The organism is Rhodopirellula maiorica SM1 (assembly GCF_000346295.1).
GTDB classification, from domain to species: domain Bacteria; phylum Planctomycetota; class Planctomycetia; order Pirellulales; family Pirellulaceae; genus Novipirellula; species Novipirellula maiorica.
Map to the genome: position 1 here is coordinate 1 of NZ_ANOG01000109.1, position 25,867 is coordinate 25,867.

Consider the following 25,867-nt stretch of genomic DNA (forward strand, 5'->3'; position numbering starts at 1 on the left):
GAGTTCGATTGGTAGCTTCCAATTGCTCGCTCCGGCTGGGCAAGCCGGACGGAAGCGAAGACGCATCAAGCCACCCAGCCACGAAGTGGCGATAGGTTGTAGCCATGGGCGTGAGCCCATGGAACGAAGGATCATTCCCGCACCATGAGTCCCGAAGGGACGGCAGGAGATTCCACGTCGGGGTGTCCCGTCGCCCCTTCAGGGCTTCGCGATCATGTTTGCATTCGCAACCACGGGGTTGCACCCGTGGCTACAGCATGTCGTCCCGTCGGGACTGACTTTGGCAAGATCCACTACGAGAGCGGTTAATTGGCGCCGCGGCGGTCGGGGCGGTAGCCGGTGCTCTTGCGGTCGCGGCGTTTCTTTTTGCTGCCCTTCTTCTGTTCCCCACTGGCCGTCGCACCCGATTTTGTACCCGGCTTGGCAATCGTGTGCACGTACTCGCCCCGGAACCGTTTGTTGGCGTCACTACGTCGCGCTCGGATCGCTTCTTGAGGCGGCTTTGAGGGGATCAATCCATCGCAACCGTCGCCAATCAAATCGGTCCGTCCGACTGACCGCAACGCCTCGCGGACTTCGAAATAATTCTCAGGCTTGAAGAACTGCATCAACGCCCGCTGCATCTTTCGCTCTTTCATCGCCTTGGCTATGTAGACCGGCTTCTTCGTGAACGGGTCCAATTCGGTGTAGTACATCGTCGTGGCAATATCCAGCGGCGCTGGGATAAAGTCTTGTACCGCATCCGGTTTGTAGCCGTTGCGTTTTAGAAACAATGCCAACTCGATCATCGCGCGAACATCGCTGCCGGGATGCGATGCAATAAAATATGGAACGATGAATTGCTTCTTGCCAACTCGCTGTGACTCTTCTTTGAAAATGTCCGTGAAATGTTCAAAGTCGTCGTTCTTTGGTTTCCGCATCTTGTTCAGCACGCCAGCGTCGACATGCTCTGGAGCCACCTTTAGCTTTCCGCCCACGTGATGTGCGGTCAATTCCTTCAAGTACTCCGGCGATGTGCGGGCCAAGTCCATGCGAATCCCGCTAGCGACCAACACCTTCTTGATACCGGGCAGGTTGCGTGATTCTCGCATCAGTTCGATCACTGGCGTGTGATCCACGCCCAGTAGTTTGCAAATCTTGGGATGCACGCACGATTGACGGCGACAAACCGCTTCGACCTCGGGGCGAGTGCACTTCATTTGGTACATGTTCGCCGTGGGGCCGCCGATGTCGCTGACCACCCCTTTGAATGATTTGTCCTTGGTCATCTTCGAGATTTCGCCAAGGATCGATTCTTTGCTACGCGATTGAATGATCCGGCCTTGGTGTGCCGTGATCGAACAGAACGTGCAGCCACCGAAACATCCTCGCATGATCGTGACCGAGTTCTTGATCATCTCGTACGCAGGAATCGGTTCCTTGTAACTCGGGTGAGGACGCCGGGTGTAGGGCAGCCCATACAGTTGGTCCATCGCGGCTTCGGAGATCGGCGGCTGCGGGATGGTACAGACCACCGTTTGCGTGCCGTGCTGCTGCGCCAATGGGCGTGCGTTGTACGGGTTGGTTTCGTTGTGGATGATGCGAGTCGCTTCGGCGAACGCCACCTTGTCGCTGGTGACCTCGTCAAAACTTGGCAATCGCAATGCGTCCTCGGGGACCGCATCGGACTCGGATGCGCCTAGCGTATAAGCCACCCCTAACATGTCGCGGAGCGCTTTGACGTCTTCGCCGGCATCCAGCCGCTTGGCCATTTCGACGATCGCGTTTTCGCCCATCCCAAAGGCAACCAAGTCGGCTTTGCTGTCCAGCAAGATCGATCGTTTGACCTTGTCGCTCCAGTAATCGTAGTGAGCCAAACGTCGCAGCGAGGCTTCGACGCCGCCGGCGATCACCGGCACACCCTTGTAGGCTTCACGGGCGCGTTGGCAATACGACAACGTTGCTCGGTCGGGACGTAACCCGATCTTGCCGCCCGGTGAATAGGCATCGTCGTTACGAACTTTCTTGTTCGCGGTGTAGTGGTTGATCATCGAGTCCATGTTTCCGGCACTGATGCCGAAGAACAATCGCGGACGGCCGAACGTTTTCCACGGCTCGCACGATCGCCAATCGGGTTGGCTGATGATGCCGACGCGAAAACCAGCCGCCTCGAGCGTGCGACCGAGAATCGCCATCGCAAAGCTGGGGTGATCGATATAGGCATCGCCGGTGACAAAGACGATGTCCAGTTCGTCCCAGCCCCGATCGCGAGCCTCTTTCATGCTCATCGGCAGCGGGCGAGCGGCCACCGGGCCCGTTGGGGCTCGGCCTCCGGCGGCCAAATTCGACAAATAGTCGCGAGCCATCGCGGGAGCGGGCGGAGTGCTGAGGGACGGATCAATAACCGGTAACTGCATCAAAACACTGATTGATTAGAGAACGAGGTTGTTTGTGAGCAACGCACTGGTTGGCGAGCGTGGCATTTTGTTTACGAGCACAGTGCGGCTGAGGGGGGGCCGGCGCTCAATGCCATCTACTTTGGCAACCACAGGAGATGCTCAAGTAGTGGGATTCGCCAGAATTCCCCTCTTTGCTGTTGAAACACTAGGAACTCTGGCGAGTCCCATTACGAAAGTAGATGGCATTGGGCCAGCACTGTCGATACGCGACGTCGCACTCATTGTAAGGCGAAACCCCCAATCCGATAGCGATAAACTGTGTCCGATTGGAGAGTCGCCGCATTCCTGCGCCAAGCAAAGGTCCTGGCGTTGGGGGGATTCGTTCCACTCGTTGTAAGTCAGGTTGTATCAATTAGGGCGAATGAGCATTGGGGGGGGATACGCTCATTGATTCGGTTCACCGAATAAATGTGTGAAAAAGAGGCAATGTGGTTAAAGCGGAAGCTAGCGTTTGCTTGACACGGTGGGGCACCGTGTAGACACCAGGCAACTGGCGTCTAAGACTCGTTTGTATTTTGAGTGTTCTGATGACCACTACCGAACCATCCATGCCGATTATCGATCGCGAGCAATTGATCCAGCGAATGATGGGAAGTGCAGAGATGGCAAAACGAATGCTTTGTCGATTTGTTGAGACGTCGCAGAACGAATGCGACCTGATCGAATCCACGGTTCGGATAGGGGACAAAAGTTCACTGGCGTCGCTGGCCCATCGACACAAGGGAACAGCCCAGACCATGGCGTCCGCTCGCGTGGCTCAAGTGGCCGCCGAGCTCGAAACGCGGGCTCACTGTGACGAAACCTCTGAATTACTTGCGATGGTGGACGAACTGCGTTCACTGCATTGCGAGGTCCGAGAGTTTCTGAGTGATGAGTTTTCGGTGAGCGTTCCTTCGGATCGTGGAGAACAGAAATGACCATGAAATTAGCTAGTAAGACGACGCATATCTTGATCGTCGACGATGATCCGATCGCGGCGGAGACGCTGCGGCATGCGCTGTCGTATTTTGGCTATTCGACTGCCGTGGCGTCCGATGGCGTCGAGGCGCTGCGATACGTTCGCACCGGCAAGTATCGAATGGTCATCTCGGACGTTGAGATGCCGCAAATGAATGGCATCGATTTGTGTCGCGAGATTCGCCGACGCAATTCGTGTGATTACACGTATGTCATTCTTTTGACCGGGCGCTGCGACACCGACAGCGTCGTTGAGGGGCTCGATGCCGGCGCCGACGACTATATCGCCAAACCGTTTAGCCCCAGCGAAATGCTGATGCGAATTCGTGCTGGCGAGCGTTTGCTCCAGCAAGAAAGTCGCGAATTGATGATTTTCGCGCTCGCCAAATTGGCCGACAGCCGCGACAACGAAACCGGCAGCCATCTGGAACGAATCCGCGAATATTGTCGATTGCTGTGTGTCGAGCTTTCGACATGGCCCAAATTTCAAGAAACGATCGACGGGATTTACATTCAATCGATCTACGAAACCAGTCCGCTGCATGACATCGGCAAGGTCGGTATCCCCGACCGCATTTTGCTGAAGCCTGGAAAGTTGACGCCCGAAGAATTTGCGATCATGACCCAGCATGCAAAGATCGGCGGCGATACGTTGCGGTCGGTCGTCGACGCGCACCCTGAATCGACCGTGTTACATATGGCGTATGAAATCGCGATGACGCATCATGAACGCTGGGACGGCACGGGCTATCCCAACGGGTTGGCGGGCGAGGCAATCCCACTGTGTGGACGGATCGTGGCCGTCGCGGATGTCTATGACGCATTGACCAGCGAACGCGTTTACAAGCCCGCGTTCTCCCATGACAAGGCCGTCAATGTGATCAAGGAAGGTTCCGGATCGCATTTTGATCCCGATATGGTCAAAGCGTTCTTAAAACTTGAAGACGAGTTTGCCCAGATCAAAGAAAATCTCAATGATGCTCTGGAAACCGAAGACTCCGAGTTTTTGCCGTTGGTCAGGACCCCGTCAACTCCATCATGGGCGTTACAGATTAACTAACCCGAACCACCCACATTGACGAGCCACCGAATCGGCTGATTACGCCAATTCGTGCCAGCCCGAACAACCCCACCGACCGATCAGATCCCAATAGTCGTTGTGCGTAGCAGAATCGCCACGCGTCAATTGATGGGGCTGAAATAATCAAGGACGATGGGGGCATCGAAGTGAAGAATCGGAATCTGCACGCGCGGCGAGAACAATTGCCAATACGGTGGTTGGCATTTCTATCAATGGTCGGATTGTTTGCGGTTCCCGCGAACGCCGCCGGGACGATTAGTAATGCATTGTCCGCACGCGAAGCAGGACGAGGCGGAACGAATCTCGGCTTTGGCGACAATGGTGTGGTGCTGCACGACAACGCAGCCGGAATGCTAGGTCTCGTCGGCGATTGTTGCTGTGACTCGTCGTACATCGATATCGGTGGCGCAGGACTGTTTACGGACTTGTCCTACTCTGACGACGACAATCCCACCACGGATGCGGCCGACAATCCGACCGGACTAGGCTATTTTATGATGGCCCGCCGCTGGAACGAAGACATCGTGCTGGGCTTCGGCGCGTTTGCTCCTGCTGGATTTGCATCGGACTACGATTTGCAAGGCCCCGCGACGCTGCTAGGCAATCACACCTACAAATCGTTTGGTGCGTTGGTCCGCATCTTGCCCGGGATCTCGGTTCGCATGACCGATCGCTGGACTGTCGGTGCCACCCTCGGCACGGCGGTTAGTCACGTCGAAATCGAGGGCCCGTATTACTTGAATTCCGGACTACTCCGCGGCACTCCGACGATGTTGGATATCCAGGCCACCGGCGCAGCCCTCTCTTGGTCGTGCGGATCGCAGTACGCTTTGACCGATCGCACCACGATCGGTGTGAACTACCAAAGCAAAAATGAATTCGAAGCCGATGGTAAAGCGGCCGTCGACATCACACCATTGGGACGTAGCTACTATGACGTCGAGTTTGGTTTGACGTGGGCTCAATCGGTCGGCATCGGAATCATGCACCAAGTCGATTCCTGTCAACGAATCGGATTGGATTTTGAATGGGAGGATTGGTCGAGTGCTTATGACAATGCCAACCTCGTCTTTACCAATCCCACCAACCCTGTCTTTCAAGCCGTGGCGGGACCAAAAATCGACGAGGTGTTTCCTTTGCAATGGAAAGACGCATTGATCGTCAGCGCCGGATACGAACGCGATCTCGATGATCGTCGAACCGTGCGGCTGGGATATCGTTATCAAGACAATCCGATTCCCGCAGCAACGACGTCCACGTATCTGCAAACGACGCTGCAGCATCACTTTTCAGCGGGCTATGGTTTTAAGCACAGCGGGTGGGAGATCGACACGGCGTATCAATTCGCGTTTGCACCTGACGTGCACACCGGGACCAGTACGTATCCCGGTGGTGATTTTTCCAATGCCACCGTCTCGACGCAAACGCACATGGTGTTTGTCAGTGCGATGCGTCGATTCTAAGCGGGCACGTTTATCGTTTGGTCATTTCCATGACGACGACGTTTTCGTTGACTTCGGCGACCACACGGATCTCTTCGACCGTGCTTTGCACGATCTTGTCGGCCAATTTCAGCATGTCGCCGCGGCTGCGATAAATGAGATGCCAATCCATGAACATTTCCATGTAGCCCACGTCACGGATTTCCGGTAGGAAGTTGGCGATCACCAATTTTCCACCGGGACGAACACAATCGAACAGATTGGACGTCAACCGCATCCCGGTCGAATCTGCGAGGTAGTCGTACAGCCCCGTGGTGTAAATCAAATCAAACGAACCGAGATCGAGATTTCCGGTCAGCATTTGGCGAATGTTGGCGGTCACCGGATCGATCCCGTAACGCCCATAGCGAGTTTTTATCTCTTCGAGACTCTCGGCATCGGCGTCCATGGCGACGAACCGGTTAAACCGATTACGACGGACGGCCACCGACAAACTGGCTTCGCGAAGATGTCCCGCTGCGACCGCCAATACCTCTTGACCGCTCTGTTGGCGAGCCATCTTGTCTAGTAATTCCGCAACGTAGCAGCGTCGTTCACGCACGCCGGCTGATGCCGGGGCTGCGGTGGTGTAGTTGAACACAGCCGAGCCCACACGGCTCGCTTCGGGGCGTTGCCAATCTTCTTCGCGTCCGTAGATGTAATCCATCATGACAGCGTCACCCGCGTAGCCACGTGGCTTATTGAATGCTCGCGATGTGAACGGGTCTTGATGAACCAATTGGCAAACAGGATGGGCTCGCCCTACTTTGATGAATTCGGCCCATTGGTCTTTGGACGATTCGTGGCGGATGTCACGTAGCTCGTGAAACAAGACGTCCACGGCGTCTTCGATCGCGTCGCTGTCCGATGAGGGCGACGCCAGCACCGAGTTGACATGATCCAATAAGGTTTTCAGATAAGCGACGCTGCTTTTCTGCGGAGACGATAACGTCTCACTTTTAACTTGAGTTGAGTTTGCCACGCCCGACGGCCGGACACGTCTACGAAAATCCTGTGACATCACGTTCATGATGCGTTTGCCCCTACGAAGAAATTGAGAATAGTCAGCGATCCGATGAAATGGGATGAACACTGCAAGTTCAAAACATAATCGTGTCGCCAACAGGTTGCGAGCAATATTCCATAGCTGAGGGAACTGTCAAGCTGATGCAAGGAGTTGTTCGTCTGTCGCGTTGAAAAGGGGCACGATCCGGTTGTAGCGTCCAGAGAAGCTGGTCTATACGGTAAAAAAACATCAGGTTCTCTCGGGTTTTCCTAGCAAACAACTCTATTGACTGACCCTCACAACCGTCACGACAAGCCGAGCGGGTAAGCGCAATCTTGCGCCTCCAATGCGCTTTGGTACGCTGCAGAGACCTGCTGCAGAAGGGGTCGGTGTCCCTGCGATTTATGCTGAAAAAAAATTGTATTTCAGCAGTAAAGGCGGCTTGAACTCGGATTGTGATCTAGGCTTCGGCAGGACGCGGCGCAAAGTACCCTCATTCGTTTCGCAAAACGTTTCATCGGAATTCGTTGTTATGGGGGGGCGTGGTTCCGCAACAGTGCCTAGGCACTGCTACTTAATAACCGTTTCGCTTGTACACGACGATCATGCCCTCCTTTTCAGGGCAACCGCTACAGAAGTTACCGTCGTCATGCTGGGCATCGCCTGGCTACGTCTCCATTGACATACGAAAATGATCACTGTTCCGATTCCTCTGCCCGAACTAAGCGATTATGCGGCGACCCAAGCCATTGAGGATCATGGATCCGTCAAGAGTTGTCGTGTGCAGTCGTATGCATTGGCCGAACGCTATTTGGCCGAGTGGATCGAGGCCAATGAAGCCACGGACGAACGGTTTGCGTCACTGCGTTTGGAGTGGCAAAACAATGTGCGTGAGCAACCGATTGGAAGTCTGAAACAGCATCAGTTTCACGATCATCCGCATCGCTTGACTCGCGTCATCGATGTGCCGCGGGGGCTTCCTCTGCGGCAACATCTCGCGGGGCGTCGGTTCGAGTTGCGTGAAACGCTACAAGCCGCGATCTCGTTAACGACATGTCTAGAAGACTGGCACCGCATGTCGCGTGTCCACGGTTGGCTTAGTCCGCAAAACGTGTTTTGTGACGCGAAAAATCAGGTGGAATTGCGTGACGTCTCGGTGTTGAACGTTCACGCTCAGCAAGACATTCTCGCCTTTCCGGTCGAGGATCTTGTGTTCATTTCACCTGAATCGAGTGGTTTGTTGTCGCGAAAGGTTTGTCCTGCATCGGATCTGTATTCGGTCGGCGCGATCCTATTTAGCATGATATCCGGGCGATCCCCGATCGAAGCGACCAATGCGAGCGACTACTTTGATTGCCAACTGTCTCTCGAGCCACCGCGGCTCCGCGAACTCGGATTGCGAGTGCCTGCGGCGGTCGATGATTTGGTCGCCCGCTTGTTGCGACGTGATCCTCGGGATCGCTACGAGACTGCGTCGGGGTTGCTTTACGATTTGCAATCGATCACCGAGCAACAAACATCCAACTCAACCCGGACGTTTGCGATTGGGACACATGATATTCGTCCCGAGTTGGCCGAAGCTTCTTTGGTCGGCCGCGACGAAGAACTGGAAACGATCCAGAAATCGATGATGGCGGTACAGGCGGGCCAATCTCAGTTACATGCGATTACCGGGGCGGAAATCGGCCATCGCCGAGCGTTTGCCGATGAAGTGCTGCTGCGTGCGAAAGCCGAAGGGCTGTTTGTGTTTCGCGGCGGGGCGAGCTCGTCGACAAACCCAAAGCCGCTACAGTCGCTTGATACGGTGTTATCGACGATCGAACTGCTCTGCCAAAAACAGCCCGAACTCGCTGCACGGCTTGCCGAAAGTACAAAAAATCATGCCGCCACCCTACGGGATTTGTGGCCGGCGCTAGCGCCGCTGTGGCCAGGTTCGGCGGACCATACCGGACCGGAGGCCTATGGCAGTCAGCGAGCGGCGATTGCATTGGCCGAAATGTTTGCTGCGCTCGCCAAAGAACCGGCGGGTGTGGTGCTGCTGTTTGATGATTTGGACGTTGCCGATGAACTCAGTCGTACCGTGATCCGCACGATCATGGACCAAGTGGCGTTGGCACCCGGACATCGTATGTTGTGTGTGGTCACTGGCGAATCAGCAGAATCGTTGAACATGGCGCCGGGCGGCGCCCCGATTCGGCTCGGCCGTCTTTCTTCCAAAGCGTTGGAACTGCACCTCGAATCGACGGCGGGGAAAATTTCGGAATCGATCAAATGCTCGATCGTCGATGTCGCCGATGGCAGTGTGACCATGGCATCGGCGTTATTGCGGCGGATGATTGATACCAAGGTCGTCACCTTTTCAGAAGAGGGTTGGGTTTCTAGCGGGCAATTGATTGAAGCATTGCGAGGCGACGAATCGTTTGCCGAATTGTTGGACCGGCAAGTCAACGCGCTGTCGCATCACGCCATGCGAATTCTGGCCTCCGCCGCCGTCATCGGCCAACAATTTCACTTGGACATGCTGACCGCCGTAACTGGAATTCCCTATGCGGAAGTGTTACAGGTGGTCAACGAATCGCTGGGACGACGGATCTTGTGGCGCGAGACGCGGGCTGGATGGTTTTGTTTCGCCAATGATCCGATCCATCAACAGCTTCGCAAACATCTCGATCCGGTCGAGCACCGCGGGATTCACAAGCAAACGGTGGCCTATCTGTGCCAGCACGACCCCGAAAATCTATATGATTTGGCATTTCACTATGATGCCGCAGGTGATGGCGAACTTGCCCTGACCACGTCGCTGCGAGCGGCACGGGCTGCGCGTCAACGATTTTCATTGTCGGTAGCGCAAGATCAACTCGAGATCGCCAAACGATGGTTCTCTAGCGACGATCGCGCAACGGGACTCGAGATTTTTGAGGGGCTCGGAACCATTCATCTGTTGGCCGGTCGCTACAACCAAGCGGCGGACCATTTGTACGAAGCGTTGGAGTTGGCCGACACCGCGATGGAACGGGCCAGGATTCAACAACAAATTGGCGAAGTGGCATTCAAACGCGGACGCTTCAACGAGGCCGCTGCGCAATATGAACAGGCGTTGGCGGTGATCGGGATCCGAGTTCCTGCAAACTTCTTTACGATGTTTTGCGGGCTGATCGCACAAATCTTTTTCCAAGTCATCCATAGCTATCTGCCGGTTCGCTGGATCGCTCGCAACAAGTCGTTGTCCGAAACTGACTGTTTGCGACTCGAATTGCTCAGCCGTCTTTCACGTGTCTACTGGTTTAGTCGTCACACGCTGTGGACTCTGGGAAATCACCTGCGTTCGCTAAACGAGGCCGAGCGATTTCAGCCCTCCGCGACTCTTGCGTCGTTCTACAGTGAACATGGTCCGGTGATGAGCTTGCTGAGATGGTTCGGGCGAGCGAACCGATACGCGGAGCGGTCGTTGGCGATTCGCACCTCGCTAAACGACGCATGGGGTCAAGGGCAATCGCACCACTATCATTCGGTGGTGATGTTGGCCGAATGTCGTTTCGACGATGCGATCGAGACGTCCAAACATGCAGTAGAGCTATTGCGGCAAACCGGCGATGTTTGGGAAATGAACATGGCTCGCTACCAATCCGCCAACGCGTTATATCGCATCGGGCGTTATGCCGAAGCGGCCGAAGTCGCGTCACAAATGTTCGAATCGGGCCGTCAAATCGGAGACCGACAAGCCACCGGAATCAGTTTGGATGTTTGGGCGAGAACGACACCGCAAACATTATCATTGTCACTTGTTTTGGAAGAGGCGGCGCGGTCGCGTCCCGATGCGCAGAGCCATGCGCAAACTCAGCTCGCATTTGCTGTGATGTTGTTGCATCACGATCGAGTCGATGAAGCAGTGGTGGTTTTGCAGGATGCGATCAAACGTTGCGAAAAAGCGGGACACCTCAACACGTACATCTGTCCCTGTTACGTATGGTTGGGCACAGCGATGCGTCGCCAGCTCGAATTGATTGATCGTCGCGATGGCCGCTGTTTTCGCAAACAGCTACGGCTGACACGTGCGGCGCTACATAAAGCCGCGACTTTAGCACGCGGATTCCCTGCGGATCTGGCTCAAGTTCGCCGTGAAATTGCCATCTTGCATTTGATTCGTGGCAACATGCGTCGCGCCGCGCATCAACTGCAATCCAGTTTGAAAGCCGCCAAGCGGTTGTCGCAAGTGGTCGAAGAACGCGACTCGCTACAGTTATTACAAAAGTTGTACGAACGCGAACCCGACTTTTTCGGTACTTTTCCGGAGTCGCTTTTGCTACGACTTGCTGAACTCAAACAACGCTATCCCTCCGGCAGCGACGAGGGGAAAGGGACCGGTCTGACATCAACGAATTTGTCGTTGGCCGATCGCTTCGTCACAGTCTTGAAATCGGGACGCCGGATCGCTCAAGCACTTTCGGCCGATTTGGTTTTCGCAGAAGCCAGCGAGTCGGCACGTCGTCTGTTACGCGGCCAGCACGTTGATGTGGTCACGATCCATCAAAATCTTAGCCAACTGGTTTTCAAACCTTGGCATGGCAAGGACTGCGAACCATCGTGTTTGCGCCGGACCGAGGCGAATGAAAAATTGATTCGCATGGCCGTGCAAACCAATCAAGCGGTTTGCTTGGATTACGATGCGAGTAATGTCGGCGGAGGCAGCGGTAGTGCAATTGCCGCCCCAATTGCGTTTCGTGGAGATCCGGTCGCCGTGATCTTGGTCTCTCACCTCGAATTAAAAGATTTGTTTGGCGCCGACGAGCGGCGAATTGCCGACTTTGTCACCACATTGGCCGGTGCTGCACTGGAAAATGCCGACGGGTTCCTGCGTTTGCAACAGATGAACGATACGCTCGAACAACGAGTGTTGGAACGAACCAAAGCCGCCGAAGATCGTGCGGGTCAGCTTTCCAATAGCAATGAACAACTTCGTGCCACCGAAGAACAGCTGCGACGTGCGATCGCGCAAGCCAACACGGCAAACGAAGCGAAGAGCCGGTTTTTGGCGACCATTAGCCACGAAATCCGTACGCCGCTCAATGGGATTCTTGGGATGACCCGGTTGGCTCGTGACGCATCGAGTGATCCACGGCAAACCGGATACCTCGAAACCGTCGAAGAGAGTGGTCAGTCGCTGCTAACGTTGATCAACGACTTGCTCGACTTTTCGAAACTTGAAGCCAATAAGATGGATCTCGAGCGAATCCCGATGGATCTGGAGTGTTTAGCCGGTGAGGTCAGCCGTTTGATGGCCGCGTCCGCTTGGCAAAAAGGAGTCGAGTTGGTGTGCGATGTCGACCCACATCTACCCAAAGCGATCCTGGGGGATCCCGCTCGTCTGCGTCAAATCATCATGAACTTGATCGGCAACGCGATCAAGTTTACCGAACAAGGCTACATTTCGCTGACCATCACGACGCTGCATGTGGATAGTGGCGAGGATCTGTTGTCGATCGAAGTGCAGGACAGCGGTATCGGAATCCCGGTAAACCAACAGGACAAAGTATTCGAATCGTTTTCGCAGGCTGATAGCAGCACCACGCGGCGATACGGAGGCACCGGACTCGGATTGGCCATTTGCCGTGAACTCGCCGAACGCATGCAAGGTACGATCGAATTGCGGAGCGTCGTGGGGGTCGGCAGCACATTCACCTTGTTGTTACCGTTGGAACTTGCCGACGAGCAACCGCTTTTGGACCCCTGCCCGGTGCTTGGCAATCCACGCGTGGCGATCATCGATCCGCTGGACGCATCGGCGCGGGCCAACGAGTCGGCGCTCGGATCGATCGGCGCGAATGTTCAATTGTGGCCGTGTCGATCGAAGTGTGGCCAATGGCAATTCGATGCGGATTTCTTTGACAATCAATGGGACTTGGTCATTTTTGGTTGCGATAAAATCGAGCACCTCGCCGATCAGTGTGCTGAATTGAATATCCCGTGTCTGTTCTTGCTGCCTGCCCATGCGACATTGGATGCCCAGCGCGGCGAGTGGTCGGCGGAACTGCGAAAACCCGTGCTGGCAAGTGATCTGCTGGCCAAATCCACTGGTCTGCTGCGGCGAGATCCTGAGTTCCGCTGGACCAATCCCGAGGAATCGGAATCGAGCACAAAGTCGCTCGCGACGGAACAGCGGGATTTGCCGAAACAGAGCGAAACCGATTCGATGCGGCGGAAACCCAAGGTACTTGACCAGCTAGCCGCATCCAGTTTGGACGAAGCTGCGAGTCAAAACGACGTGTCCCAGGAACAGAATACGGCGGAATCACCGACGCGTATCCTGGTCGCCGAAGACGGCGTGATCAATCAAGAAGTGATCATGGGGATACTCGAGATGCAAGGCTATGTTGTCGTCGTCGCCAGCGATGGGGTGGAAGCGGTCGAATTGGCACAACGAGAGGTTTTCGATATTTGCTTGATGGACGTCGACATGCCGCGATTGGACGGAATTGACGCGACCAAGCTGATTCGAGAGCAAGCCAGTCAGACGTGTCAAAATCTGCCCATTATCGCCATGACAGCCCACAGTGACGACCAGATTTGGGAGGCCTGCGAGGCGGCGGGGATGAACGGATACCTAGCCAAACCGATCCAACCCGAGACGCTGTTCGAAATCATCGAGCGTCACTGCGTCAAAGCGTCAAGCGGTGCCCAAACCACCGTTGAGTGATAGTCGTCCTGTCACCTCTGCGATTGTGTTAAACAATCTGCTGGGTTTGGCAAACGCTCGCCGAAATGGCTTGCTTGAAACCGTTGGCGTCCGAGTCGGCTGCGGACTAGGAGAACATCCCTATGCCGACAAATTCGATCCGACATCGGTGCGATAAGCACTCCAAGCCGGTAAAAAACCAGCAAACAGGGCCAACGCGATCACCAATGGCAATATCGCTATTTCATAGGTGCTGGTGGTAAAGAAGCTAACGCGTACTCCGGTTTGAGCTTCGATGTAACCGCTCGCACTCCAGATCGCAAAGTGGGCAAGGAACCAGCCGAGTAGTCCGCCCACCAGTGCGATGATCAAGCTTTCGGCCAGAATGATGACGGTCACGGTTTCGCGGCGCGCTCCCAACGCCCGCATCACGGCGATGTCGCGACGTCGATCATTCATCGAGTTGTAAATCGCAACCAAGACACCCACCGCTGCCACCACGCTCGTGATCAGCGTGATCGCCAGCAATGCTTTGAGTAGGGGACCGACGATCGCGGTCATCAACTTGGCGATCTCACCGACCGGAGCGGCGGCTTGCGAGCGTAGCCCTTCGTTGATCGTGTTCTGCATCCCAGGTGCGAACATCAGATTGCCGTTGCGAATCAGAATCGAAGTGACTTCGCGTTGCGGAATCGACAGCGGTTTGTGTTCGGGGTCACGCTGTTGCCAATCCGCAGGTTCCTCGATGATTTCGTCTCCCGTCAGCGGTTTGGCATGGTTGTCGAGCAAGTAGAAACCTTCGAGATTGACAAATGCCGCACGATCGTTCGGAGTCCCTGTGGGATCAAGAACACCAACGATTTTGAATCCTTGGCCGTGACCTTCGCCTTCGGGATCCCCGTGCGTGGGAAAGAATTCGTCACCTGCCTGTTTGCCCATTTCGGCGGCCACACGTGAACCCAGCACCGCTTCGAAGTAACTGTTTTCGCTGCTGAATTCCTGCAACGCGCGGCCGTCGGAGAATGAAAACGGTTCGTCGACATCGGGACCATGACGTAATTTCTCGAAAAAATCCGGGGTGGTGCCGACGACACGGAATTCGCCGAAGTAATCCCCCAGAGCCAGCGGAATTGCATAGCCGCCGGCCATGTATCCGGCATAGATTCCGTCACGTTCACCCAGTGCCGGATCGCCACCATATTCACGCACCATTTCGGCGCGTTCGGCTTGACCAAAGAATTCCATGTACTCGGTGAAAGGCAGGTTTTCGATCGGTTGGCTCAAGTAATAGACGCTGTTGAGCGTCAATTGTAACGCGCTGCCTTTGGGGCCGACGACCAAGTTGTAGCCGACCGATGCGTTGCGTGTGAACGCTTCGCTGATGATGCCAAAAATGGACAACACCAGCACCACTAACCCGACACCCAACGCTAGCGAAAGCGTCGTTAGAGCACTGGACAAGGAACGGTGGCAAAAATTACGCCAGGCAATTTGGATCAAGGACATGCGTCTGTGTTTCTTTCGGTGGATCTCGAGTGCGTGCGATGGACTAGCAACTTATTGGCAAGCGGCTACTGACTATTGACAAAAGCTCGATTGATCTCTTCGAGCTTGTCGATCCGATCAAAACGCTCGGCCACATGCATGCTGTGGGTGACCATCAACATTGCAATGTTTTCTGCGGTGCAAGAAGTGCGAATCAAATCCAACACGTTTTCGGCGCTGACGGGGTCCACATTCGCAGTCGGTTCGTCACACAGCAGCAGTCGTGGTTTGCCAGCCAATGAACGAGCGATCGCAACTCGCTGCTGCTGGCCAACACTCAATTGGCTTGGACGATAATGGGCGCGATCGGCGAGCCCGACACGGTCCAACAATTCTTTGGCGCGAGCCGAGTCGGTGTTGCCATGACCAAACGTCATCCCCAGCCGCACATTCTCGATTGCTGTAAACGCCGGCAACAGATTGAAGGTTTGAAAGACATACCCGATCGTCGAGGCTCGAAAACGATCACGCCCTTGTTCGCTAAGCCGCGTCAATTCGGTACCTGCGACACGAATGGAACCCGAATCGGGCGTCAACAAACCCGCGATCAGATGTAACAGCGTGGTTTTTCCGCCACCGCTCTCGCCGATCAAGGCGACTTGTTCGCCCGCAGCGATTTCAAATTGGGGGACATCCAGCACCGTCAATCGACCGCCCCCGGGTTGGTCAAAAGTTTTGCTCAGATCCGCGATCCGCAGCGTCATATCAGCGTTAGACATAGTTGCTTTGTTGAGGACGTGTCAGGCTTTGAGTTTCGTGTTCATTTATTCTGGGGCCCGTTTTCTCTGGAGCCCGTCTTGTGGGGCCCGTTTTCTGAGACCCGGCGGCGAGCGGGCGTTGTTCCGCACGGTAGGGGGTGCGGATTATTCACGCGAGGTGCGGTTCGGCCGGTAGCGGCAACAAAAGTCTTGACGACTTCCGCTGCTCGCCCCGTCGTCCTACTAGCCTCGTCGCATTGCCCGTTGCAATCCGCGGTCGCTATCTCGTTTTTTGAGGGCTTCACGTTTGTCGTGCAGTTTCTTTCCTTTGACCAATCCCATCACACATTTGGCGATGCCACGCGAATTGAAATAGACGCGCAGCGGGATCAGCGTCAGTCCCCGTTCGTGCGCCCGGCCCGCGAACTTGTCGTATTCACGGCGGTGAACGAGCAGTTTGCGTGGCCGGCGGGGATCATGGTTCCACATTCCCGCGTTCTTGTAATGAGCGATGTCGCTGCCGATCAACCAAAGTTCGTTGTCTTTGACGCGGATATAGGCTTCATCGAGTGACATTTTGCCATCCCGCATCGACTTCACTTCGCTGCCGATCAACATCAATCCACACTCCACCGAATCGAGGATCTCGTAGCGATGTTTCGCTTTGCGATTCTCGGTCACGATGGTCATCGATGGCTCGGATTTTTTACCCGCCGCCTTTTTTTTCGTTTTCTTGTTTTTTGCCATAACGAGGCGAATTGTACCGCCAAGCTGCGACTTAGCGCAGCCGGGCATCGATTATCCAGGGCACATAACGTTTTCCCGCAAAACGACGGAATTTTCAGCACCGCGATTGAGTTTACCTCGCGTGACCAATCGCCCGTCGTCTACTACAATGCGAACGATAACCCGATTTGGTTCATTCGTTCCACCGATCCCCCTACGTCCATGGCATTTCGCTTACCTGTCGTCTCTGACCCTGAAATTCCTGAAGGTGCCGAAGTCAGTGCATCGGGGCGGCTACCCCGCTGGCTGAAACGTCCGATCCCCCGCAGCAATTCCAACCACATGACGGCGGGATTGTTGGACGAATTGAAATTGGAAACGGTTTGTGACAATGCAAAATGTCCCAACCGGATGGAATGTTACAGCCAGCAAACCGCGACCTTTATGATTCTGGGTGCCGTTTGCACACGGCCCTGCGGATTTTGTGCCGTTCATCGCGGTCGACCACCGGAATTACCCGAATCGGATGAACCGGAGCGTTTGGCCGAAGCCGCCGCGCGGTTGGGACTGAAGCACGTCGTGATCACCAGTGTGACCCGCGACGATCTGCCCGATGGTGGGGCCGACCACTTCTACCGCTGTGTCGTGGCCGTGCGAGAACGTACCGGGGCGACGACCGAAGTGCTGACTCCGGACTTTGTTCACTGTAAACCGTCATTGGCTCGCGTGATCGAAGCTCGTCCGGACGTTTTCAACCACAACATGGAAACCGTCCCTCGGCTGTACCGCCGCATCCGTGGCCCCAAGAGCGATTACGCTTGGACGCTGCAAATGATGTTGGATGTCAAGAAATATGACTCCAGCGTTCGCACCAAGAGTGGTTTGATGTTGGGATTGGGCGAAGAACGAGCCGAGCTCATCGACGCATTGGCGGATCTTCGTGAGCACGACGTCGACTTTTTGACGCTCGGTCAATACCTGCAACCCGGCGAAAAGTATCTGCCGGTGGTCCGCTACGTTCCACCAGAAGAATTTGACGAGTTGGGCGAAATTGCTCGCGGCATGGGATTCAAGAAAGTCGCCAGCGGCCCGTTCGTTCGCAGTAGCTATCACGCCCGCGACATGGCCGAAACGGCCGTTTAACCGTAGCGAGCCTCGCCAACAGTTTCGGGAGGGGATCGCTTCGCTTTTGTTTAGCGGCACGGCGCGAGCCCAATGCCATCTACTTTGGCAACCAAAGGGGGATGCTCAAGTAGTGGGATTCGCCAGAATTCCCCTCTTTGCTGTTGAAACACCAGGAACTCGGGCGAGTCCCACTACGAAAATAGATGGCATTGGGCGCGGGGCCCGTCCGGTGGCAGAGAAAAAAACGTTCGGTTTAGACCGGGCGGCTTGCGCCGCACCGCTACCTAAAGCCTAGCCTACGACGTTTTGCATTCGGTCGACTGCAAGCTAGCCAGTGCATCGATGATCGGCACTTCGTACCGCTTGCGAGCTTCGAACAGACTGATGTTTTCGTAGCCACATTGCTGCAGCAGTTCCATCGCGGTTTCGTAACCGTCGGCGACGCGGTCGGGGTGATGCGCATCGGCACCAATCGTCACCGGAATGTTTCGCTGACGCATCTCCACCAACATCTCGGGACACGGATTCATCTGCGAGATGGTTTTGTTGACTCCGGATGTGTTCAGTTCCATCGCCACACCGGTCGCCGCGATGCGGTCCAGCGCTGCACGGATATCGTCCATGATCAGGTCCAAATCCCATGCGTCGGCGGTGACATTTTTGACCAGATCGGGGTGGGCGAGCGAATCAAATAGACCGGTTTCGGCGGATTGAGCGAGCAGCCGAAAATAGGTGCGTTGAAAATCCAACGGATCGTTGTTCCAGTATCGCTCGCGAAACTCGCCGATCTGTGGATGGACCGATCCGAGCACAAATTGGAAATCGGCCGAACGAAGCTGCTTTTCGACGTAAGCCTCATGTCCCTCGAAATAGTCGGCTTCCAAACCGAGTCGCACGTCGACGCGTCCTGCCCACTCATTCCGCGTGGCTTCCACCAGCGACACATACTCGTCGAATTGGTCCTCGCGCATGCGGACATGCGCCGAAAAGCCATCGGGCATCGGGTTGTGGCATGTCACGTTGATCCCTCGTAGGCCACGCTGCCAAGCGGCCTCGGCGTACTCCGTTGGCATCCCTTCGGCGTGCATGCATAACGGGGTGTGGGAGTGGGATTCAAATAAAATTCGCTCTGTCACGACTCGTCGATTTCCATTGTGGGTGTTCTCGGACGCCATTTTTAGGCAAACTTCATTTCAACCATACTGGCCGCGCCCCGAAAGTGACAAGGGCACCCGGTGGTCTGTCGATGTGCAAGTTTCCAATCGAGCCTTGCCGTTTCGTATTTCGGGTGACATCCACCACCTAAAAACCGAAATACAGGCCGACCACTCGCCGACAAATTGACGCACACGACGAAACCGAGTTCATGGATTTGCTGGACCCTCACTACGAAGACGACGCTTCCCCGCCGCTGCCGATGTTGGTCAGCGGGATTGCCGGCGTGCCTGGATACAATGCTTTCCATTACTTTCGGGACCGCTATGGCGATCAAGTGATCGGGGTTCGTCAATCCAACATGTGGCCGCTTTCAGGCGACGGCATCGTCGCCTGTGACGCCGAAGACTCCGACAGTGTGGCACGGTTATGGGACCAATATCGTTTCCGAAGTCTGCTGAATTTTGGTGGTTGTTGCCGGTTAAAATCATGTGAATTAAATGTCGACATGGCTCATCGCGTGAATGTCGTCGGTGCCGAAAACATGATTAACCAAGCCGTCCGGCACGATGCCCGTGTGATCCATTTGTCGGTCGACTTGGTGTTCGCCGGCCGCGACGGCGGAAGTTACGACGAACAAGATGCCACCGATCCGGTGACCGTGTACGGCGTAAAAATGGTCGAAGCCGAGAACGTCGTGCTTTCGCAATGTGACAATGCATGCGTGCTACGCATCTCGTTACCGATGGGGATCAGTTTCAATGAGCACGCGGGTGCAATCGACTGGATCGCATCGCGGTTCAAACAAAATAAACCAGCGACGCTATTCACCGACGAAGTGCGGACACCTACATATACAGACTGCATGAACGATTTGTTTGCGACGCTGTTGGATAAACCACTCACGGGGCTGTACCACGCCGGTGGGCCACGGCGTTTGACGTTGTATCAAATTGGCCAGATTGTCAATCGCGTTGGCGGATACGATCCAGATCTTCTGCACAAATCGTTGCGACATGAGGCTGGGCCGATGCCGCCCCGCGCCGGCGATGTGACGATGGATTCGTCCAAGCTGCAGCAGGACCTTGGTTATAACCCGTTTGATCCGTGGCCGCTTAGCGATCAGTGGTTGCCCGACCACGATCGGTGGCATTACGAACGTGAAGACGGTTTCTCGGGTTCGGAAGAGAAGATCAAAACGCTGCTCTATCAAAACCCCGCCAAGCCTGGACTCGTGCCGCCCAGCCGAAACGAAGTCTGGGGCGCCAGCCGATTTGCGTAGCGCAAATGTGGGATAGGCTTCCAGCCTGTCATCAAGTGTGGGATAGGCTTCTAGCCTGTCATCAAGAAAGCAGCACTGGATTCAGATTTGGTCGAGAAGGCTCTGACAGGCTGGAAGCCTATCCCACACTAAGAAAGCCTAATCCTTCGCGGCGTCTTTGTCGCGGGCAATCCACATGCTGCAGTGGGCGTGATGCAGGACAAATCGCGACACGCTGCCCAATATCATGCGGCTGATTCGGCTGCGGTGCGAATCACCGATCACAATCAAGTCGCTCTTCTCTTCTTCGAGTCGTTCGATGATCGCGTTGCCGACGTGGTCCGTATCCACCACGTCACACGAGATTTGATCCGTCGACAATTGCGAGTGTTCGCTGACCAACCGTTCGCGTCCTGATTGCAAATAACGCATCGCTGCGACCCGTTGCTCGCTTCGGTATTGAACGATGTTGGGCATCAAATCAGGGCTAAAACCTTGAAATACTGGCACCACACCGAGCAGACTGATCGCCGCAGTGGTGTCCCAGTCGAGTTTTGTGAACTCGCAGATCGCCTCTGCTGATCCTTCGCAATCATTGTATCCGATCGTGATTTTCATCGGATCTTCTTGCGAACATTGATGCAGCGGTTTTCGTGCGACGATCACATTGCACATCGCATGCGTGGCCACATAGTCGCTGACGCTGCCCAAAAGCATTCGGCCGATTCCCGAATGTCCCGTCGCTCCCATGACGATAAAGTCGCTCTCGGTTTGCTCGGCAAATTCGACGATGCTGTGGCCGATATCACCATGCAGGAATTTTCGCGAAACGGTGTCCGCGTAATCGCTCAAGGCGTCTTCGGATCTCACCAGATATTGGTTCGCTTCGGATTCTTGGTGTTCGCGAAAATCACGCAGCAGCGGATCGGTCCGATCGCCATTGTGCAGCGGCACGAAAACGTTCGTCACAATCTCAACGTGGATCGGCCGCGGCAATGGAATCCGCTTCAAAAACTCGATCGCATCGTCCGCTTGTTGCGAACCATCCGTCGCCAGGATGACTTTGGTCATAGGGGATCGTTCCTTTCCTTGTCGTATCGTCGCCTACAGTTCCAAGAACAAACGAGAGGGATCTTCAATGATCTCTTTGATTGTTTTCAGGAAGCCCACGGCTTCGCGTCCATCGACAATCCGGTGATCATAGGTCAACGCCACATACATCATCGGACGAATGACGACGTTGCCATCGATTGCGACGGGGCGTTCTTGGATCGAGTGCAGTCCTAGGATGCCGCTTTGCGGTGGGTTCACGATCGGAGTGCTCAGTAGCGATCCATAGACTCCTCCGTTGCTGATCGTAAAGGTCCCGCCAATCAAATCAGATGGTTGCAATCGGTTTTCGCCCGCTTGGCGAGCAAATTCGGAAATCCCTGCCTCGACATCGGCAAACGACATCCGCTCGACGTTTCGCAGAATCGGAACGACCAGTCCTTTACCGCCTCCGATTGCGACTCCGATATCGTGGTAGTGGCGATAGACAATGTTGTCATCACGGATTTCCGCGTTCACCAGCGGATAGCGACGCAGTGCTTCGACCGACGCTTTGGCAAAGAACGACATGAACCCGAGTTTCACGCCGTGACGCTCTGCGAATGCGTCCTTGTATTTCTTGCGGATCGCCATCACCGGCTGCATGTCGATTTCGTTGAACGTCGTCAACAACGCCGCGGTTTGCTGAGCCTCGACTAAGCGAGCCGCGATCGTGCGACGCAGCATGCTCAGCGGTTTGACCTCTTCGCTGCGATTGGGGGCCGATTCGGCCACCAACGATGTGGACGCCGTCGGACGAGCTGCGGGGGTGGGAACACTCGCCGCGGGCTTGGGGGCGGCGGGGGCCGCCGGGGCATTGCCGCGGTTGCGAACGAATGCCAACACGTCTTCTTTTAACAGTCGGCCACCCGGTCCCGTGGCAGGCACCTGGCTTTGCGACAAACCATGCTCTTCGAGCAACCGTTTTGCGGCGGGCATGATGAACGAAGCCGATGTACTGGCCGCGGTCGCCGTTGATCCGCCACCCGCGGTAGCCTGGCTTGATGCCGATTGGCCACCCGAGGCTGAGGAGCTTGATCCGCCGCTCGCCGAAGATCCTGGTTCCGACGGGGGGGGGCCGTTTGAAGCGGGAGCGTCACTAAGGCGGATCGATGCGATTGTTTCGCCGACGGCGGCAAATTCTTCGGATGCTTTTTGAATATTCTCAAGAAATCCGGATCCCGGAGCGGGGATCTGAACCGACGCCTTTTCGGTTTCGATTTCGACGAGGTCTTCCCCGTCCTTGACCCAGTCTCCCTCTTGTTTAAGCCACTGACCAATTTGCACTTCGCTAATCGATTCACCAACGGTAGGGACGTCGACGTTAATAGATTCGCTCACGGTTCGTATCAGCTCGTAAGAAAGAGGGCAAAACGGACTAAACAAGTGGTTTGTTCGCGCAAAACGGACTTCTGCACGATGGCATCATCCTACCGCGTGTTTTCGATTGTGTCAGCGACGCAGCGGTTTCAAAAATGGGGTGTGCGACGAAACGACGTTAAAGCCTAGCGAATGTACCGAATGCAGTTCTTGGTTCGCGCAGGTAGCCGATGGTGGTACGAGTGCGTCCAAATTTACCACTGAGCGTGATGACGCGACCGCTTTCGGATCGATGACGGATAAGGCGGAAAATGGAATCGAAACGCGTGCGATTGCGGCACGTGCGGGGCGATTCCCTCCTAGTCAATTCAATCCGATCCGCCCTCTTATTCTCGCAACTCCTTTTAAAGTATCACTCGTTTGAGCAATGGAAGACTCTACCCGTGGCAATCCGATTCAAGTCGCCGTGGTAGTACTGCTACTTGCCGGTGGCGGCTGGTATTTCTTCAAAAACTATAACATTCAAGGGCTCGATGGCGTTCGCGTCTCGCCCAAGAACGAGTTGTGGGGGGATGCCGAGCTGACGAGTTTTCCGGGTGAATCCGAATTCAGCGGCGATTCGACTCGATTTGTTGCCGGCATCGCTGCCGCATCCAGCCCGACGACGTCTGAAAATCCGTTCACGTCGACAGCCCGCACTGCGGTGGCCACGACCCCGGCCAGCGCATCGCCACGATCCTCGGCCCGTATCGCCAACCTGCGAATTGCATCATGGGCGCTCGATGGATTTGGGCCGACCAAGTTGGCTAACCCAATCGCTCGCCAAAACATTGTGCGGATTGTTCACCAGTTTGACATTGTCGCACTGCAGCAAATTGCCGCAATCGAACGTGACTTGATCCCTCGACTGATCGACGAAATCAACCAATCCGGCCGGCGATACGACTTTGTGCTCGGCCAATCCAACGGGCCGGCGGGGCGCCAGGAACAGTTGGCGTTTTTGTTCGACACCACGCGAGTTCGTGTCGATCGTAACCAAACTTACACAGTCGCCGACCCTCAGAATCAAATGGGCTACGATCCGCTGGTGGCTTGGTTTCAAGCCGCCCAGCCGCCGGTCGAAACGGCCTGGACCTTCTCGCTGGTCAATATTCGGGTCGATCTGGGGCAAGCTCCGGTCGAAGTCGCCTTGCTGCCTGGAATTCTAAAGAGTGTTCGTAACGACGGACGAGGCGAGGACGACGTCGTGCTGGCAGGGCTGTTCCAAGCGGATGATGCCTATTTAGTGCCGACGCTTGTCGGTGACAATGTCGTTGCGGCGGTGCGAAGCGTTCCCACCGATCTGTTTGGCCGCTACCAAACCAGCAACATCTTGATGGATACAACGTTTTGCAGTGAGTATCTCGGCCGCGGCGGTGCGCTCGACTTTTTGCGGGTCTACAACATGAGCCTTGCCGATGCCGAGGTCGTCACCAGCCATTTGCCGGTGTACGCCGAGTTCACTGCGATCGAAGGCGGTCGGCTGTAGCCGCACTCGCCATCTGCTTTGACGCCAAACGGGTGACGTTTGTAGCGGTGCGGCGCGGGGCCCGCCCGGTCTAAACCGAACGTTTTACTCGCCTCAACCGGACGGGCCCCGCGCCCAATGCCATCTACTTTGGCAACCATTGGGGGATGCTTAAGTAGTGGGATTCGCCAGAATTCCCATCTTTGTTGTTGAAACACCAGGAACTCTGGCGAGTCCCACTACGAAAGTAGATGACATTGGACACAGGCCGACCGCTCAATCGCGAACGTTTCCATCGCTGCACCACTAAAAAAATGCTTGCCCGCTGCTGGTCTGCGGCGCATCGCCACTCGAAGGATGGGCTCAGGTAAGAGAGTCTGGCCGCCTCGTTCGCATTCGCCGGGGTCAGCCTCTGCGGACGATAGTGAAACAGGCCGGGCCCTCTCGGCAGCCCTTTTGCTAAGGGGTTTCCAAGACGATGCTACCTCGGTCAGGCTGATTTCGTCCCCCGCGTGATTGCATTATGGTAATCACGAGATCATGACAACATTGCAGCCGGGCGGGATCGCTCCGCTGTTTTGCGACGATAACGAATTTATTGCGAGAGATTTTTAAAGTGAACGGATTGCAAATTGGACTACTCGTCATCGCTGTGTTGGCGATCCTGATCGTACTGTTGGCGGTCTTCTCGCCTCGCACGTTTGTCCGCGGTTTCATGCGTCCGATCCTAGAAATACTTTATCGCAAGCGTGTTGTGGGGCTCGAGAATCTGCCTCAAGACCGTGGCTATGTGATCGCCAGCAATCATGTGTCCTGGATCGATGGAATCCTGCTGCTGTGGATGCTGCCCAAAAACGTTCGCTTTGTCGTCGATGGCGCGAACTTCAACAGTCGAATCGCCGGCTACTTGGGCCGCGCGTTTGACACCATCCTGATGTACTCGGGCCCCAAGTCGATCGGCCGCGCGCTGAAGACAGCTCGCGAAGGGCTGTCCAATGGCGACGTGATCGGGATTTTTCCCGAAGGCACGATCACACGGACCGGGCAGCTACAAGCTTTCAAACCAGGGATCCAAAAGATTTTGAAGGGCACCAACGCCGCGATCATGCCGGTTTGGTTGGAGGGCATGTGGGGCAGCGTCTTCAGTTTCTCTGGCGGTAAGTTCTTCTTTAAATGGCCGACTCAATTTCGTCGTACGTTGACGCTCTACATCGGACCGCCACTCGAAGGAGACACGCCGCTGGAACAGGTGCGATCGCAAGTTCAATCGCTTGGGGCGCGGGCAACGATCGAACAACGTGACCAATTTCCCACGCTCGCACGTCGCGTGATCCGCGTGTGGCGAAAAAAAGGAAGCAAAATTCAATGTGCGGATTCGATGGGGACCGAGGTCACCGGTCGCGAGCTGTTGATTCGCGTGTTGGCGCTGCGCCGAGTCCTTCGCCGCGATGTGCTCGATCGCGACGAATCCACTGTCGCGATTTTGTTGCCCCCTAGCGTCGGCGGTGTTGCGACCAACATCGCGTTGACCATGGATCGTCGTGTCACGGCAAACTTGAACTACACCGTTTCCAGTACCGTGATGAACCACTGCATTCACGATGCCGGGATCAAGCATGTGCTGACCAGCGAAAAGTTTCTTAGCAAATTGGATTTGCAACTTGATGCCGATGTCGTGTTGCTCGAATCGCTCAAGGACAAAGTCACCAAATGGGACAAGGCCATTGCGTTCATCCAAGCCGTGTTGCTGCCCGCCGCCGTGCTTGACCGCGTTCTGGGGCTGCACAAGGTCGACAAAGATGACC

General features: G+C 55.4%; 16 protein-coding genes. 8 read left to right on the plus strand and 8 right to left on the minus strand.

All coding sequences use genetic code 11. The annotated features are described in order from the left end of the window. Positions 1 to 305: 305 nt before the first annotated feature. Positions 306 to 2,396 (minus strand): YgiQ family radical SAM protein, encoded by a 2,091-nt coding sequence (locus RMSM_RS03190; protein ID WP_201766995.1) that lies wholly within the window; start codon positions 2,394 to 2,396, stop codon positions 306 to 308. Positions 2,397 to 2,965: 569 nt separating this feature from the next. Here RMSM_RS03190 and RMSM_RS03195 point away from each other — a divergent pair. From RMSM_RS03195 to RMSM_RS03205, 3 genes are all read left to right on the plus strand, one after another. Beyond that, positions 2,966 to 3,355 (plus strand): Hpt domain-containing protein, encoded by a 390-nt coding sequence (locus RMSM_RS03195; RefSeq protein ID WP_081613987.1) that lies wholly within the window; start codon positions 2,966 to 2,968, stop codon positions 3,353 to 3,355. Then, the gene (locus tag RMSM_RS03200) at positions 3,352 to 4,455 is read left to right on the plus strand and encodes an HD domain-containing phosphohydrolase (protein WP_008691477.1); all 1,104 of its coding nucleotides are present in this window, start codon (positions 3,352 to 3,354) and stop codon (positions 4,453 to 4,455) included. The genes RMSM_RS03195 and RMSM_RS03200 overlap by 4 nt, the downstream gene beginning before the upstream one ends. Positions 4,456 to 4,622: 167 nt before the next feature. After that, positions 4,623 to 5,939 (plus strand): OmpP1/FadL family transporter, encoded by a 1,317-nt coding sequence (locus RMSM_RS03205; RefSeq protein ID WP_008691478.1) that lies wholly within the window; start codon positions 4,623 to 4,625, stop codon positions 5,937 to 5,939. Positions 5,940 to 5,949: 10 nt separating this feature from the next. On the opposite strand, the gene RMSM_RS03210 is transcribed toward RMSM_RS03205, so the two are convergent. Next, the gene (locus RMSM_RS03210; RefSeq protein WP_160168215.1) at positions 5,950 to 6,861 is read right to left on the minus strand and encodes a class I SAM-dependent methyltransferase; all 912 of its coding nucleotides are present in this window, start codon (positions 6,859 to 6,861) and stop codon (positions 5,950 to 5,952) included. Between the two features lie 793 nt (positions 6,862 to 7,654). Between RMSM_RS03210 and RMSM_RS03215 the strand changes: the two genes are divergently transcribed. Next, complete coding sequence (locus tag RMSM_RS03215; protein ID WP_008691480.1) at positions 7,655 to 13,657, plus strand: ATP-binding protein; 6,003 nt, start codon at positions 7,655 to 7,657, stop codon at positions 13,655 to 13,657. Between the two features lie 120 nt (positions 13,658 to 13,777). Here the strand turns inward: RMSM_RS03215 and RMSM_RS03220 are convergent, their stop codons facing one another. The 3 genes from RMSM_RS03220 to smpB all read right to left on the minus strand — a co-directional run bounded on the left by RMSM_RS03220 (position 13,778) and on the right by smpB (position 16,626). Further along, entirely contained in the window at positions 13,778 to 15,097 is a 1,320-nt protein-coding gene (locus RMSM_RS03220) for an ABC transporter permease (RefSeq protein ID WP_236621982.1), read from the minus strand. A 110-nt stretch (positions 15,098 to 15,207) separates the two neighbouring features. Further along, positions 15,208 to 15,900, minus strand: coding sequence for an ABC transporter ATP-binding protein (locus RMSM_RS03225; protein ID WP_040763870.1), 693 nt, complete (start codon positions 15,898 to 15,900; stop codon positions 15,208 to 15,210). A gap of 222 nt (positions 15,901 to 16,122) precedes the next feature. Beyond that, complete coding sequence (smpB, locus tag RMSM_RS03230; RefSeq protein ID WP_008691485.1) at positions 16,123 to 16,626, minus strand: SsrA-binding protein SmpB; 504 nt, start codon at positions 16,624 to 16,626, stop codon at positions 16,123 to 16,125. A gap of 201 nt (positions 16,627 to 16,827) precedes the next feature. On the opposite strand from smpB, the gene lipA reads away from it, so the two are divergent. Next, positions 16,828 to 17,748, plus strand: a complete 921-nt coding sequence (gene lipA / locus RMSM_RS03235; protein WP_008691487.1) for a lipoyl synthase — start codon at positions 16,828 to 16,830, stop codon at positions 17,746 to 17,748. A gap of 278 nt (positions 17,749 to 18,026) precedes the next feature. Here the strand turns inward: lipA and RMSM_RS03240 are convergent, their stop codons facing one another. Continuing rightward, on the minus strand, positions 18,027 to 18,866 hold the full coding sequence (locus RMSM_RS03240; RefSeq protein ID WP_040763876.1) for a histidinol-phosphatase: 840 nt from the start codon (positions 18,864 to 18,866) through the stop codon (positions 18,027 to 18,029). Between the two features lie 230 nt (positions 18,867 to 19,096). On the opposite strand from RMSM_RS03240, the gene RMSM_RS03245 reads away from it, so the two are divergent. Beyond that, positions 19,097 to 20,167, plus strand: a complete 1,071-nt coding sequence (locus RMSM_RS03245; protein WP_008691491.1) for an SDR family oxidoreductase — start codon at positions 19,097 to 19,099, stop codon at positions 20,165 to 20,167. A 138-nt stretch (positions 20,168 to 20,305) separates the two neighbouring features. Here the strand turns inward: RMSM_RS03245 and RMSM_RS03250 are convergent, their stop codons facing one another. After that, positions 20,306 to 21,217 (minus strand): universal stress protein, encoded by a 912-nt coding sequence (locus RMSM_RS03250; RefSeq protein WP_008691493.1) that lies wholly within the window; start codon positions 21,215 to 21,217, stop codon positions 20,306 to 20,308. Between the two features lie 33 nt (positions 21,218 to 21,250). Continuing rightward, entirely contained in the window at positions 21,251 to 22,576 is a 1,326-nt protein-coding gene (gene odhB, locus RMSM_RS03255) for a 2-oxoglutarate dehydrogenase complex dihydrolipoyllysine-residue succinyltransferase (RefSeq protein ID WP_008691494.1), read from the minus strand. A 406-nt stretch (positions 22,577 to 22,982) separates the two neighbouring features. On the opposite strand from odhB, the gene RMSM_RS03265 reads away from it, so the two are divergent. Together RMSM_RS03265 and RMSM_RS03270 are read left to right on the plus strand one after the other, a co-directional pair. Next, a complete protein-coding gene (locus tag RMSM_RS03265; protein WP_008691495.1) occupies positions 22,983 to 24,083 on the plus strand; it encodes an exonuclease/endonuclease/phosphatase family protein in 1,101 nt (366 codons plus the stop codon). 595 nt (positions 24,084 to 24,678) lie between these two features. Continuing rightward, a partial coding sequence (locus tag RMSM_RS03270) for a 1-acyl-sn-glycerol-3-phosphate acyltransferase (protein ID WP_236621983.1) occupies positions 24,679 to 25,867 on the plus strand: 1,189 nt, incomplete at its 3' end.

Bases quoted from the DNA above. Each gene is read 5' to 3' on its own strand.
- RMSM_RS03190 (WP_201766995.1), bottom strand. From the start codon at position 2,396: ATGCAGTTACCGGTTATTGATCCGTCCCTCAGCACTCCGCCCGCTCCC.
- RMSM_RS03195 (WP_081613987.1), top strand. From the start codon at position 2,966: ATGACCACTACCGAACCATCCATGCCGATTATCGATCGCGAGCAATTG.
- RMSM_RS03200 (WP_008691477.1), top strand. From the start codon at position 3,352: ATGACCATGAAATTAGCTAGTAAGACGACGCATATCTTGATCGTCGAC.
- RMSM_RS03215 (WP_008691480.1), top strand. From the start codon at position 7,655: ATGATCACTGTTCCGATTCCTCTGCCCGAACTAAGCGATTATGCGGCG.
- RMSM_RS03225 (WP_040763870.1), bottom strand. From the start codon at position 15,900: ATGTCTAACGCTGATATGACGCTGCGGATCGCGGATCTGAGCAAAACT.
- smpB (WP_008691485.1), bottom strand. From the start codon at position 16,626: ATGGCAAAAAACAAGAAAACGAAAAAAAAGGCGGCGGGTAAAAAATCC.
- lipA (WP_008691487.1), top strand. From the start codon at position 16,828: ATGGCATTTCGCTTACCTGTCGTCTCTGACCCTGAAATTCCTGAAGGT.
- RMSM_RS03245 (WP_008691491.1), top strand. From the start codon at position 19,097: ATGGATTTGCTGGACCCTCACTACGAAGACGACGCTTCCCCGCCGCTG.
- RMSM_RS03250 (WP_008691493.1), bottom strand. From the start codon at position 21,217: ATGACCAAAGTCATCCTGGCGACGGATGGTTCGCAACAAGCGGACGAT.
- RMSM_RS03265 (WP_008691495.1), top strand. From the start codon at position 22,983: ATGGAAGACTCTACCCGTGGCAATCCGATTCAAGTCGCCGTGGTAGTA.